10 protein-coding genes are annotated in these 13,061 nt (G+C 63.3%); all 10 read right to left on the bottom strand.

The genetic code is table 11. The features are described 5' to 3' along the window. Positions 1-13: 13 nt before the first annotated feature. Entirely contained in the window at positions 14-1,030 is a 1,017-nt protein-coding gene (locus tag BV82_RS23125) for a class I SAM-dependent rRNA methyltransferase (RefSeq protein WP_010222989.1), read from the bottom strand. Positions 1,031-1,109: 79 nt separating this feature from the next. Further along, positions 1,110-2,288: an acetyl-CoA C-acetyltransferase gene (locus BV82_RS23120; protein ID WP_010222990.1), complete on the bottom strand. Its 1,179-nt coding sequence runs from the start codon at positions 2,286-2,288 to the stop codon at positions 1,110-1,112. 112 nt (positions 2,289-2,400) lie between these two features. Next, the gene (locus BV82_RS23115; RefSeq protein WP_036996915.1) at positions 2,401-3,270 is read right to left on the bottom strand and encodes an oxygenase MpaB family protein; all 870 of its coding nucleotides are present in this window, start codon (positions 3,268-3,270) and stop codon (positions 2,401-2,403) included. Between the two features lie 38 nt (positions 3,271-3,308). Beyond that, positions 3,309-5,243: an acetate--CoA ligase gene (acs, locus tag BV82_RS23110; protein WP_036996913.1), complete on the bottom strand. Its 1,935-nt coding sequence runs from the start codon at positions 5,241-5,243 to the stop codon at positions 3,309-3,311. 90 nt (positions 5,244-5,333) lie between these two features. After that, entirely contained in the window at positions 5,334-6,998 is a 1,665-nt protein-coding gene (gene pgi, locus BV82_RS23105; protein ID WP_010222994.1) for a glucose-6-phosphate isomerase, read from the bottom strand. A gap of 124 nt (positions 6,999-7,122) precedes the next feature. Further along, complete coding sequence (panC, locus tag BV82_RS23100; RefSeq protein ID WP_010222995.1) at positions 7,123-7,980, bottom strand: pantoate--beta-alanine ligase; 858 nt, start codon at positions 7,978-7,980, stop codon at positions 7,123-7,125. Further along, positions 7,977-8,777: a 3-methyl-2-oxobutanoate hydroxymethyltransferase gene (gene panB / locus BV82_RS23095; protein ID WP_010222996.1), complete on the bottom strand. Its 801-nt coding sequence runs from the start codon at positions 8,775-8,777 to the stop codon at positions 7,977-7,979. Before panB ends, panC begins: the two co-directional genes overlap by 4 nt. 252 nt (positions 8,778-9,029) lie before the next feature. Continuing rightward, positions 9,030-9,506, bottom strand: coding sequence for a 2-amino-4-hydroxy-6-hydroxymethyldihydropteridine diphosphokinase (gene folK / locus BV82_RS23090; protein WP_010222997.1), 477 nt, complete (start codon positions 9,504-9,506; stop codon positions 9,030-9,032). A gap of 3 nt (positions 9,507-9,509) precedes the next feature. Then, complete coding sequence (locus BV82_RS23085) at positions 9,510-10,898, bottom strand: polynucleotide adenylyltransferase PcnB (RefSeq protein WP_010222998.1); 1,389 nt, start codon at positions 10,896-10,898, stop codon at positions 9,510-9,512. Between the two features lie 708 nt (positions 10,899-11,606). Beyond that, on the bottom strand, positions 11,607-13,046 hold the full coding sequence (locus BV82_RS23080; RefSeq protein ID WP_036996912.1) for a sigma-54-dependent transcriptional regulator: 1,440 nt from the start codon (positions 13,044-13,046) through the stop codon (positions 11,607-11,609). Positions 13,047-13,061 lie beyond the last annotated feature (15 nt).

The raw sequence follows: 13,061 nt of genomic DNA, 5'->3' as shown, positions 1-13,061 counted from the left end.
ACGATTTTTTGTTTCAGAGCTGAAGAATCAAGGTCTTCAATGGGGGCTGACCGTCCTGCGACGGAAAGTCGCCGGCGGGCTTGAGCACCTGCCAGTCGCGTACCGGCCGCCCGGCCTTGTCGGCGCAGCGCAGCACTTGCTCGCGCCAGTCGTCGACATTGACCTTGGCCAGGTTGTTACAGCAGATCAGTACGCCGTCCTCGGCGGTGCTCAACAGTGCCGGCTTGAGCAGGCTCTGGTAATCGCGCAGCAGGTCGACGGTGCCGAAGGCGCTCTTGGCCCAGGCCGGCGGGTCGAGAAACACCAGATCGAACTGGCGTTGTTGCAGGCGTGGGTACGACGGCAGCGTGTGGCCGCGGCGCTGGCTGACCGGCAGGCCGGCGAACTGGCGGATTGCCGGGAAGTAATCGGACTGGATGAAACTCATCGGCAGCAGTTGCGGGTTGAGTGCGCCGTTTTCCTTGCCGACGGCCAGGTTGCCTTCGGCAAAGTCCAGGTTGCACACCTCGCGGGCGCCGCCCGCCGCCGCGCTGAGGCCGACACCGCAGGTATAGGCGAACAGGTTCAGCACGCTTTTGCCGGCACTGTGCTGCTTGACCCAGCCACGGGCATTGCGCAGGTCAAGAAACAGCAGTGGGTCCTGCCCGGCATGGCGACCACGCACCCGGTAGTTCAGGCCCCATTCGTGGCCGACGTGATCGGCCAGCGCGGCCTCGCTGGCCTGGTACACCGGGTCGCGGCGGTCGATGCGGCTGTTGCCCTGGGAGCGGTCGTTGTAGACCAGCAGCAGCTCAAGGCCCAGGTGCGCTTCGACAGCGGCGTGCAGCTCCAGCAAGGCGCTGGTTTCGAGGCTGTGGTGGAAGCTCTGCACCAGCAACTGCGGGCCGTAGCGGTCGATGGTCAGGCCGCTGGCGCCTTCCTGGCTGCCATGGAACAGGCGATAGCAGTCGGTGCCCTGGGCATGCAGTTCGGCGAGAAGGCCCAGGCGGGCGTCGAGGGCGGCGCGCAGCGCCTGATTCAAGAGGGACATGCACGTGGCCTTGGTTTGCGGACGTGCAGTTTACCAGTTCAAGCCAGGGGAGGGGCCGTTGCGGCCCCTCCCGCGCTGATCAGCGTTCGATTGCCAGGGCCACGCCCTGACCACCGCCGATGCACAGGGTGGCCAGGCCCTTGCTGACATCACGCTTGATCATTTCGTGCAGCAGGGTTACCAGCACCCGGCAACCCGAGGCGCCGATCGGATGGCCCAGGGCAATGGCGCCGCCATTGACGTTGACCTTGCTGGCGTCCCAGCCCAGCTCCTTGCCCACCGACAGGGCCTGGGCGGCAAAGGCTTCGTTGGCTTCGATCAGGTCCAGGTCCGCCAGGTCCCAGCCGGCCTTTGCCAGGCAGCGGCGGGTGGCGCTGACCGGGCCGATGCCCATGATCGCCGGATCGACCCCGGCATTGGCATAGGCCTTGATGCGCGCCAGGATCGGCAGGCCCAGTTGCTGCGCCTTGGCGGCGCTCATCAGCAGCACCGCGGCTGCGCCGTCATTGAGCGACGAGGCATTACCGGCGGTTACCGTGCCGTCTTTCTTGAATGCCGGCTTGAGCTTGCCCAGCGATTCGGCGGTGGTGCCGGCACGCGGTTGCTCGTCGGTGGCAAACGCAAGCGGATCCCCTTTGCGCTGCGGGATCAGGATCGGGGTGATCTCATCGACGAAGCGCCGGGCTTCGATGGCTGCGGTTGCCTTTTGCTGCGAAGCGGCAGCGAAGGCGTCCTGCTCCTCACGGCTGATGCCGTACTTTTCCACCAGGTTCTCGGCAGTGATGCCCATGTGGTAGTCGTTGAACGCATCCCACAGGCCATCGCTGATCATGCTGTCGATCAGGCTGCTGTGGCCCATGCGCAGGCCGGTACGGGCCCCGGGCATGACGTAGTTGGCCAGGCTCATGTTCTCCTGGCCGCCGGCGATGATCACTTCGGCATCGCCGCAGCGGATCGCCTGGGCTGCCAGGTGCAGGGCCTTGAGGCCCGAGCCGCAGACCTTGTTCAGGGTCATGGCTGGCACCGCGTGAGGCAGGCCGGCCTTGATCGCGGCCTGGCGCGCCGGGTTCTGCCCGGCACCGGCGGTCAGTACCTGGCCGAGGATCACTTCATCGACCAGTTCGCCATCGATGCCGGTCTGGGTCAGCAACTGGCGAATCACCGCAGCGCCCAGGTCGACGGCGGGAATGTTGGCCAGCGCCCCCTGGTAGCTACCGACAGCGGTACGGGTGGCGGCAACGATAACGACATCTTGCATGGCGCAGGTCCTCACTCTTATTGGATTTGGCGTCAGAACGGTTCAGGCCCCAGGGCCTGGCTAGACCTGCATGGTGGCATAGATGGCCGGGCGAGGGCTATTGGCGCACCGTTCAGGCGATACCCATGCGCCGCCGGGCACGGTGGGCGGAACCATCGCGCATGGCCCAGCGCAGGACCGGTGCGGTGCTGTTGATGCCCAGGCGGATCAGCCGGCGTTGCAGCGGGTTCTGGCTCAGCTCGAGCATTGCGCTGGCCCAGTCGGGCAGCAGGTCGATCCCGGCACGCAGCATCAGGGCGCCCACCGGTTGGGCCAGGCGGCTAGGCGCCGGTGCGTCGAGCAGTACCTGCACCACTTCCTGGCTGCGGGCGTCGCAGATCAGTTGTGGGCGCATGGCCTGCAGGTAGTCGGCAATCTGCTGGCGCGAGCGCGGCACGTTACGGGCGCCCAGGCGTTCGGCGATCAGGGCGATCTCGGCATAGTAGGCATCCTGTTCGGCGATCGGCATGTGCGGGTTGCGATAGCGCCTATGGGCAGCCAGGAAGCTGCTGACCTCGGCTACATGCACCCAGGTCAGCAGGTCTGGATCGCTGGCCGCGTACGGCCGGCCGTCGGCGGCGCTACCGACTACCTGCAAGTGAATGGTGCGCACTTTTTCGATCAGCCAGTTGGCATCTTGAGTCGAGCCGAAGGTGGTGCCGGAGATGAACTGGCTGGTGCGACGCAGGCGGCCAAGCAGGTCCTGGCGAAAGTTGGAGTGATCCCACACGCCGGCCAGCGCCAGCGGGTGCAGCAGTTGCAGGAGCAGGGCACTGATGCCGCCGATCAACATGCTTGGGAAGTCGCCATGCACGCGCCAGCTGAGGCTGCCCGGGCCGAACAGCCCGGGGTCACCCTTGGGGTTTTCCAGGTCAAGTTGCCCCAGGGACAAACCGGTCAGGCTCATCACCTGGGTTTCGATACGGCGGCGAATCGCTTCCATGGCTACCTTGTCTGCAAGGCAGCCAAACAGGCTGCCGCTTAAATGTTCAGGCGTTTGTCAATCAGGCCTTGGACCACGCTGGGGTCGGCCAGGGTCGACGTGTCGCCGAGGTTGTCGAGCTCGTTGCAGGCGATCTTGCGCAGGATGCGCCGCATGATCTTGCCTGAGCGGGTCTTGGGCAGTGCCGGCGCCCACTGGATCAGCTCGGGTTTGGCGAAGCTGCCGATCTCTTTGCTGACCAGGGCCAGCAGCTCCTGCTTGAGGCTGTCGTCCGGGGTTACGCCATTCATGGGCGTGACAAAGGCATAGATGCCTTGCCCCTTGAGATCGTGAGGGTACCCGACAACGGCGGCTTCGGCGATGCTGTCGTGCAGCACCAGGGCGCTTTCGACCTCCGCGGTGCCGATGCGGTGTCCGGAGACGTTGATCACATCATCGATGCGCCCGGTGATCCACAGGTCGCCGTCCTCGTCGCGGCGCGCGCCGTCACCGGTGAAGTAGTAACCCGGCAGCGGCTTGAAGTAAGTGTCGATCATTCGCTGCGGGTCGCCGTACACGCTGCGGATCTGCCCGGGCCAGCTGGCCTTGATTGCCAGCATGCCGCTGCCGGGGCCTTCGATCAGCGTGCCCTTGTCGTCCAGTAACACCGGCTGCACGCCGAACATCGGTTGGGTGGCGCAGCCGGGCTTGACCCGCCGGGTGCCCACCAGCGGGCTGATCATGATGCCGCCGGTTTCGGTCTGCCACCAGGTGTCGACGATGGGGCAGCGTTTTTCGCCGACGGCCTCGAAGTACCATTCCCAGGCTTCCGGGTTGATCGGCTCACCCACGCTGCCGAGCACGCGCAGGCTCTTGCGCGAGGTGCTCGCCAGCGGGCCCTGGCCTTCGCGCATCAGTGCGCGAAGGGCGGTGGGGGCGGTGTAGAAGATGTTCACCTGGTGCTTGTCGACCACCTGCCAGAAGCGCGAGGCATCGGGGTAATTGGGCACGCCTTCGAACATCAGGGTGATCGCGCCGTTGGCCAGGGGGCCGTAAACGATATAGCTGTGGCCCGTCACCCAGCCGACGTCGGCGGTGCACCAGAACACCTCGCCATCGCGGTAATCGAACACGCTCCTGAAGGTCAGCGCCGCCTGCAGCAGGTAACCTGCGGTGGTGTGCAGCACGCCCTTGGGTTTGCCGGTACTGCCGGAGGTGTAGAGGATGAACAGCGGGTCTTCGGCGTCCATTGGCTCGGGTGGGCAATCATCACTGACCTGCTTGATTGCGTCGTGGTACCAGAGATCGCGTCCTTCACTCCAGTCGATCTCGCCGCCGGTACGTTTGATCACCACCACCGTACTGACGTCCGGGCAACTGAGCAGGGCCTTGTCGACGTTGTTCTTCAGCGGCACGCTCTTGCCGCCACGAATGCCTTCATCGGCGGTGATCAGCGTACGGCAATCGGCGTCGAGAATACGGTCGCGCAGGGCATCCGGCGAGAAACCACCGAACACCACCGAGTGAATGGCGCCGATGCGGCTGCAGGCGAGCATGGCATAGGCCGCCTGCGGAACCATGGGCATGTAGATGCACACCCGGTCGCCCTTTTTCACCCCGCGTTGCTTGAGCACGTTGGCCAGGCGGCAGACCTGCTGGTGCAGTTCGCGGTAGGTGATGACGCTGGAGTCGGTGGGGTTGTCGCCCTCACGAATGATCGCCGGCTGATCGCCCCGGGTGGCCAGGTGGCGGTCGATGCAGTTGTAGCTGACGTTCAGTTGCGCGCCCTTGAACCAGGCAGCCCGGCCGGTATTCATGTCGCTCTGCTGGATTTGGCTCCAGGGCTTGATCCAGTCCAGGGCCTTGGCCTGTTCGCTCCAGAAGGCATCGGGGTCGTCGATGGACTGGCGGTACAGGCGCTGGTAATCGGCCTGGCTCAGTTGCGCCGCTTTGCTGACCGCATCGGCTTGGGGAAAGTCGCTGATATCGAACATGGCGGGTCCTGTTCTGACGGATTGTTTTTGTCAGGACAGTGTAGCCGCTGCCCCTGGCCGTGTTCGTTCGGCCAGGGGCAGCGCGGGTGATCAACCGCGGTGACGGCTGCGGAAGAAGTTGATCAGGCCCTGGGTCGAAGCGTCTTCGGCAGGCTCTTCGATACCGCCGGTCAGGCGTTGGTAAACGCCCTTGCCCAGCTCCTTGCCCAGCTCCACGCCCCACTGGTCGAAGGCATTGATGCCCCAGATGACGCTCTGCACGAACACCTTGTGTTCGTACATCGCCACCAGCGCGCCAAGACGACGCGGGCTGATGCGCTCGACCACCAGGGTATTGCTCGGGCGGTTGCCCGGGATCACCTTGTGTGGCGCCAGCTTCTGGACTTCAGCTTCGGCCATGCCTTTGTCGCGCAGCTCGGCTTCGGCTTCGCTGCGGGTCTTACCCAGCATCAGTGCCTGGCTCTGCGACAGGCAGTTGGCGTACAGCCACTGATGATGGTCGGCGACCGGGTTGAAGCTGACCACCGGGACGATGAAGTCGGCCGGAATCAGCTGGGTGCCCTGGTGCAGCAACTGGTGGTAGGCGTGCTGACCGTTACAACCCACGCCACCCCAGATGACCGGGCCGGTGTCGTGGTTGACCGGCGTGCCGTCCTGGCGAACGCTTTTGCCGTTGGATTCCATGTCCAGCTGTTGCAGGTGCTTGGTGATGTTGCGCAGGTAGTGGTCATACGGCAGGATCGCATGGCTCTGCGCGCCCCAGAAGTTGCCGTACCATACGCCGAGCAAGGCCAGCAGCACCGGCATGTTCTGTTCGAACGGCGCGTTCTGGAAGTGCTGGTCCATGGTGTAGGCACCGGACAGCAGTTCCTTGAAGTTGGCCGTGCCAATGGCCAGGGCAATCGGCAGGCCGATGGCCGACCACAGCGAGTAACGCCCGCCTACCCAGTCCCACATCGGGAAGATGTTCTCTTCGCGAATGCCGAAGGCCACGGCGGCGGCCTTGTTGCTGGATACGGCGATGAAGTGCTTGTACAGCTCGGCTTCCGAGCCACCCTGGGCCAGGTACCAGGCGCGTGCGGCCTGGGCGTTCTTCAGGGTTTCCAGGGTGTTGAACGACTTGGACGAAACAATGAACAGCGTGGTTTCGGCGCGCAGCTTGGCCGACAGCTCATGGAACTCGCTGCCGTCGATGTTTGCCAGGTAATGGCAGCGCACGCCACGCTGGGCGTAAGGCAGCAGGGCTTCGGAGACCAGCTCCGGGCCGAGGAACGAGCCGCCGATGCCGATGTTGACCACGTCGGTGATCGGCTTTTCGCTGTAGCCGCGCCACAGGCCATCATGGATGCGGCCAACCAGTTCGGTGACCTGGTTGAGGACCTTGTGCACCTCAGGCATCACGTTGACGCCGTTGACGCTCAACTTGTCGCCCACCGGGCGGCGCAGGGCGGTATGCAGGGCCGGACGGCCTTCGGAGGCGTTGAGGATCTCGCCTGCGAACAATGCCTTGATTGCCTCTTGCAGGCCTACTTCGTTGGCCAGCTTGACCAGCAGGTCGCGGCTCTGGCCGTTGATCAGGTTTTTCGAATAATCGAGGAACAGCCCGCAGGTGCTCAGGGAAAACTGCTCGAAGCGTTTGGGCTCGGCATTGAATGCGTCGCGCATGCTGAAGGCCTGCATGGCTTCGCGGTGCTGCTGGAGCGCCTGCCAGGCGGGCAGGGCAGTAACATCATGGGGGGTGCGGTAATACGCCATCGCTGCAGGTTTCCTTATTGCGTGGACTGCCTTGGACACTGGAACCAGCGCCTTGTTTGCAGGCTGATGCCAATTATAGGCATGCAACCTGCGTTACAGGGAGAGGCTCCAGCGGGCGACCTGTTTACTTGTCGTCGAGAGTCAGGTGCAGGTTGTCGATCAGGCGGGTGTTACCCAGGACGGCTGCTACCAGGATTACCAGGTCACGGTCTTCCGGTGCTGCCGGGCGCAGGCTCAGGGCCTGGCGAATTTCCAGGTAGTCCGGGCGAAAGCCTGCCGCGGTCAGTTGCTGCTGACCGTTGGCGATCAGCGCCGGATAGTCGCGTTCGCCCTGTTCGATAGCCGCGGCCATCTGGCTCAGTACCCGATACAGCACAGGCGCCGTGGCGCGCTGTTCGTCGCTCAGGTAACCGTTGCGCGAAGACAGCGCCAGGCCGTCTTCGGCGCGCACGGTTGGCTCGCCGATGATCTGGATCGGCATGTTCAGGTCGCGCACCAGCGCACGGATCACCGCCAGTTGCTGGAAGTCTTTCTGGCCAAACACCGCCAGGTCCGGCTGGACCATGTTGAACAGCTTGCTGACCACCGTCGCCACGCCTTCGAAATGGCCTGGACGGCTGGCACCGCACAGCCCGTCGGACAGTTGCGGGACGCTGACGCGGGTCTGCCCGGCCATGCCGTCGGGGTACATCTCTTCGACGGTCGGGGCGAACAGCAGATGGCAGCCGGCCTGGAGCAGTTTTTCCTGGTCAGCGGCGAGGGTCCGCGGGTACTTGTCGAGGTCCTCGCTGGGGCCGAACTGCAGGGGGTTGACGAAGATGCTGGCGACGACGAAATCGACCCGTTGTGCGGCCTTGGTCACCAGTGCGGCATGGCCGCTGTGCAGGTTGCCCATGGTCGGCACGAAACCGATGCGTTTGCCTTCGCTGCGCGCGCGCGCCACGGCGGCACGCAGTTCGCGGACGGTCTTGACTGTATTCATGCACTGAACCCGTGTTCGCTGCCGGGGAAGCTGACATCCTTGACGGCGGTTACGTAAGCCTTGAGCGCGCCTTGAATATCGCTCTGGCCGGCCATGAAGTTCTTCACGAACTTCGGTACCCGGCCAGTCAGCGACAGACCGAGCATGTCATGCAATACCAGCACCTGGCCGTCGGTGGCGCTGCCGGCACCGATGCCGATGACCGGGATGCTCACCGCCTGGGTGATTTCCGCAGCCAGCTCGGTGGGTACGCATTCGAGCAGCAGCATGGCTGCGCCCGCCTGCTCCAGGGCGATGGCGTCGGCGCGCATTTGCCGTGCCTGGTTTTCCTGGCGGCCCTGAACCTTGTAGCCACCGAGGATGTTCACCGTCTGCGGGGTCAGGCCCATATGGGCGCACACCGGTACGCCACGCTCGGCCAGCAGGCGGATGGTTTCCGCCAGCCAGGCGGCGCCTTCGACCTTGACCATGTGCGCGCCGGCCTGCATCAGCGCGCCGCTGTTGGCGAACGCCTGCTCGGTGGTGGCGCAGGCCATGAACGGCAGGTCGGCAAGAATCAACGCACCTTCGTTGCCGCGTTTGACGCAGGCGGTGTGGTAGGCCATCTCGGCATTGGTTACCGGCAAGGTGCTGTCATGGCCCTGCAGGACCATGCCCAGGGAGTCACCCACCAGCAATACTTCCACGCCGGCACGGCTGGCGGCCTGGGCGAAGGTCGCGTCGTAGCAGGTCAGCATGGTTATTTTCTCACCCTTGGCCTTGAGGCTCTGCAGGGTGGTCAGGGTTACTTCTGGCATGAAAAGGAATCCTCGTTCAGGCGCTGTGAAAAACGACTGCGTACAACGCGTGTATTCATCTTCTGGAACAGCACATCATCGATCGTGGTGTTTGAATTACGACCTGTTCCAGGCCTATATACGCCTTTTTGCGGCGCTCGGGGCGCCACGGGACGCCTATAGTCGTGAGCGAGGGGGCTGAAGTCAATTACCCTGTTACCGCATTGTTACTAATGCGCTGTTACGGGCGTTACCGGCTGGGGGAACGCCCGGCTACAGGCGTTCCAGACCGACGAACGGGCAATCTGCCAGTAATTGGGACAGGGGCCGTTGATCGGCCAGGCAGAAGTCTTCAGGGACCAGTTCGGCCAGGGGGTAGAGGACGAACGGTCGTGCCTGCATGTGGTAATGCGGCACTTTCAGGCGCGGCACATCGATGACCTGGTCGCCGTACAACAGAATGTCCAGGTCGAGGGTGCGCGGGCCCCAGCGTTCCTTGCGTTCGCGGCCCTGATCGGCCTCGATGGCTTGCAGCGCATCGAGCAGGTCCAGCGGCGCAACGGCGGTATCCAGCGCCGCCACGGCGTTGGTGTAGCGCGGCTGGCCCGGTGACAGCGAGTCGCTGCTGTAGAAGGCCGAAACCGCGGCCAGGGCGCTGTCACGCAACTGCCCCAGCGCCTCGACGGCGCTGCGCAGTTGCTGTTCGGGATCGGCCAGGTTGCTGCCCAGGCCAATAAAGGCGCGGATCATCTGTTACTCGCCTGCAGCGCTGTCGGCGCGCTTGCGCTTGCTCGGGCTGCGCTTGCGTTTGCGCGGGCCGGCACCGGCACCTTCATCACGGCTGCCCAGCTCGCGGATCATGTCGCGGCGCTCGCTGTCGTTGCAGTCCTGATAGTCGGTCCACCATTGGCCCAGGCCGTCGGTTTCTTCACCCGCACTTTCACGCAGCAACAGGAAGTCGTAACCGGCGCGAAAGCGCGGGTTGTCGAGCAACAGGTCGGCACGTTTGCCACTGCGCCGCGGCAGGCGTTCCTGCATGTCCCAGATTTCGCGGATCGGCATGGTGAAACGCTTGGGGATTGCGATGCGCTGGCACTGTTCGGCAATCAGTTCGTGGGCCGCTTCGTTCATGGCCGGAATCGGTGGCATGCCACGGCTCTGCAGGCGCAGGGCGCGACCGGGCAGTGCTGGCCAGAGCATGGCGGCGAACAGGAAAGCCGGGGTTACCGGCTTGCCTTGCTTGACGCGCAGGTCAGTGTTGATCAACGCCTGGCTGATCAGGGTGTGGGTGTAGGTCGGGTGCTCTTCCAGCGCCTCGGCACTGGCCGGGAACAGCGGGTCGAACAGCTCCAGGTCAACGAGCATTTCGAAGGTGTCGGCCGCCTGCCCGGAAAGGAACAGCTTGAGCGACTCTTCGAACAGGCGAGCCGCCGGAATCTCGCGCAGCATTGGCGCCAGCTGGCGAATCGGCTGCACGGTGTGTTTTTCGATGCCGAAGTTGAGCTTGGCGGCGAAGCGCACGGCTCGCAGCATGCGTACCGGGTCTTCCTGGTAGCGCTGGGTCGGGTCGCCGATCAGGCGGATCAGGCGGTTGCGAATATCGTGCACGCCGTTGGCGTAATCAAGAATGCGCTCGCTGACCGGGTCGTAATACAGGGCGTTGATGGTGAAGTCGCGGCGTTGCGCGTCTTCTTCCAGGGTGCCGTAGACGTTGTCGCGCAGAATCCGCCCACTCTCGTTACGCGACGAGGTGTGGCTGTTCTCTTCTTCGCTTTCCGGGTGGTTGGCGCGGAAGGTGGCGACTTCGATGATTTCACGCCCGAAATGGATGTGAACCAGTTTGAAACGGCGACCGATGATGCGGGCGTTGCGAAATTCGGCGCGGACCTGTTCAGGGGTGGCGCTGGTGGCAACGTCGAAATCCTTGGGGGTGATGCCCAGGAGTTGGTCCCGCACGCAGCCACCGACCAGATAGGCCTGGTAGCCAGCATTTTGCAGGCGCTCGACGATACTCACCGCATGACGACTGAACTGGCCACGTTGCAGCGAATGTTGACCGCTATTGATCACTTCAGGCGTGGTGCGCTTGTGGTGCGTGCCACGTACGGGAGGACGGAACGACTGGAACAGCTTCTTCAGCATGGGATGCACTGTTTGAAGGAATGTTCGGCCAAAAACGAAGAATGGCCGCATGATGGGCGGGGATTCTAGCATTTACTCGGAGGATGGTGTAGGCGGTCGCGTCGGACGACGCACAGGCGGGCTGGGGCGGGCAGAAACTACAAGGGGAGCCGAAGCTCCCCAAGAAGTAGTTGCGTGCTCTTATTGTTTTTTTGCCGGGCTTTTTGTTTTTGTTGAGTGCCCTGCCCACAAAAAAAGCTTGTGGGCGGTCTCCCTAATCGGGATCAAGAGCAAACGGATTGCTTTGGTCGCTGAGGTTGCAATGATCATGCGATCCAACCAGTTCAGGCCCTGCTTGAGTGCAGTTTTTATTGTTCTCTGCCTGGTTGTGGGGCAAGCCCCAAATACAACTCCTCTCCAAAAGAATCAGTTAGCTGCGCCTCCGCCGTCTTGTTCTTATTGTGCGTGAGCCGATTCGTCTTATTTTTATTGTCTTTTGCAGTGCTTGTTATTGTTCTTGTACCAAACATATAGCAGGTGCCGTGCCAACTTTTTCAAAACCCAGTAAAACAAGGGGTTGTAGCGGTTTTGAGCGGTTCGCAAGGCGAAAAAAAACCGCGGCTTCGTTACCGTAAGCCCCGGTTTTTGTTACGACTTTGTGGTGCGGTAACAGTTTGTCGCAAGGTAGCGGTGTTACCTGTGCCCACCCGCGCAAAGCGCTGAAACGGCTCAGCCCTCGCTGGTGGCACCGCTCTTGCGCCGCGGGATGCCCAGGCGCTGGCGCCGCTCCCACAGGCACTTGCGGCTGACCCCAAGCTTGCGCGCAAGCTCGGTCTCGGTCATGTGATCCTGATGCTCAAGGACGAAATGCTGGAAGTAGTCTTCCAGCGACAGGTCTTCTGTCGGCTCGTGGCTGGTGTTGTTGGCACTGCTGCTGGCGCCCGACAGGCCGGCGAACGGCTCGTCGTCTTCGAGATCGCTGAGCTCGATGTCGATACCCAGCAGGTCGGCGGAAATCTCCGGGCTCTCGCACAGGATCACTGCGCGCTCCACGGCGTTTTCCAGCTCGCGCACGTTACCTGGCCAAGAGTAATGCCGAATCGCCTGTTCAGCGTCGTGGCCGAATCGCAGGTCGTTACGTCCGACCCGCGCACTTTGGCGGGCGAGGAAGGCGTTGGCGATTTCGTTGACGTCGGTGCCGCGCTCGCGCAGGGCCGGCAGTTTGAGAGCGATGACGTGCAGGCGGTAATAAAGGTCTTCACGGAACTGGCCGACCTTGGCCAGGTTCTTCAGGTCGCGGTGGGTGGCGGCGATCAGGCGCACATCGACTTTTTGCGATTGCACCGAGCCGACCCGACGAATTTCACCTTCCTGCAGGACGCGCAACAGGCGTGCCTGGGCTTCGAGTGGCAGTTCGCCGATCTCGTCGAGAAACAGCGTGCCACCATCGGCGGCTTCGACCAGGCCGGCACGCCCGGCGCTGGCGCCGGTAAAGGCGCCTTTCTCATGGCCGAACAGTTCCGATTCGATCAGGGTCTCTGGAATCGCCGCGCAGTTCACCGAGATCATCGGTGCCTTGGCACGACGCGACAGGTTGTGCAGCGCGCGGGCCACCAGCTCTTTACCGGTACCCGACTCGCCCTGGATCAGTACATTGGAGTCTGTTGGCGCGACCTTGCGTATCTTGCCGTACAGGTCCTGCATCGGCGGGCACGAACCGATGATGCCGATCTCGCCATTGGCCGCAGTACTGGTCGCCGCCTTGTCGCCAGGCGCGGCCTTGCCGTTGCCACGTTCAGTCGCAACGGCCGGCGCGTTCTGCCGGTCACGCAGGATGCGCGCAACGGCCTGGAGCATTTCGTCGTGATCGAATGGCTTGGCGATGTAGTCCACCGCACCCATTTTCATCGAGTCGACAGCAGAACGCAGGCTCGCGTAGCTGGTCATGATCAGTACCGGGGTGCCCTGGCCGAGCTTGATCAGTTCGGTGCCGGGCGCGCCTGGCAGGCGCAGGTCGCTGACAATCAGGTCGAAGGTCGCAATGCTGAAGCGTTCCTGGGCCTCTTGCACCGAGCCGGCCTCGCTGACCTGGTACTGGTTACGCTCAAGCAATCGGCGTAGCGCCGAGCGGATGATGGTTTCGTCTTCGACGATCAGAATATGCGGCATTGATTCAATTCTCTC

Origin of the sequence: Pseudomonas donghuensis (genome assembly GCF_000696345.2) — a bacterium.
Lineage (GTDB): Bacteria > Pseudomonadota > Gammaproteobacteria > Pseudomonadales > Pseudomonadaceae > Aquipseudomonas > Aquipseudomonas donghuensis.
Note: the sequence above shows the minus strand (reverse complement) of the source record. Positions and strands in the feature narration are given on the sequence as shown.

What these genes read in the sequence shown, in the direction of transcription:
- BV82_RS23125 (WP_010222989.1), bottom strand. Translation starts at nt 1,030, where the DNA reads ATGTCCCTCTTGAATCAGGCGCTGCGCGCCGCCCTCGACGCCCGCCTG.
- BV82_RS23120 (WP_010222990.1), bottom strand. Translation starts at nt 2,288, where the DNA reads ATGCAAGATGTCGTTATCGTTGCCGCCACCCGTACCGCTGTCGGTAGC.
- BV82_RS23115 (WP_036996915.1), bottom strand. Translation starts at nt 3,270, where the DNA reads ATGGAAGCGATTCGCCGCCGTATCGAAACCCAGGTGATGAGCCTGACC.
- acs (WP_036996913.1), bottom strand. Translation starts at nt 5,243, where the DNA reads ATGTTCGATATCAGCGACTTTCCCCAAGCCGATGCGGTCAGCAAAGCG.
- pgi (WP_010222994.1), bottom strand. Translation starts at nt 6,998, where the DNA reads ATGGCGTATTACCGCACCCCCCATGATGTTACTGCCCTGCCCGCCTGG.
- panC (WP_010222995.1), bottom strand. Translation starts at nt 7,980, where the DNA reads ATGAATACAGTCAAGACCGTCCGCGAACTGCGTGCCGCCGTGGCGCGC.
- panB (WP_010222996.1), bottom strand. Translation starts at nt 8,777, where the DNA reads ATGCCAGAAGTAACCCTGACCACCCTGCAGAGCCTCAAGGCCAAGGGT.
- folK (WP_010222997.1), bottom strand. Translation starts at nt 9,506, where the DNA reads ATGATCCGCGCCTTTATTGGCCTGGGCAGCAACCTGGCCGATCCCGAA.
- BV82_RS23085 (WP_010222998.1), bottom strand. Translation starts at nt 10,898, where the DNA reads ATGCTGAAGAAGCTGTTCCAGTCGTTCCGTCCTCCCGTACGTGGCACG.
- BV82_RS23080 (WP_036996912.1), bottom strand. Translation starts at nt 13,046, where the DNA reads ATGCCGCATATTCTGATCGTCGAAGACGAAACCATCATCCGCTCGGCG.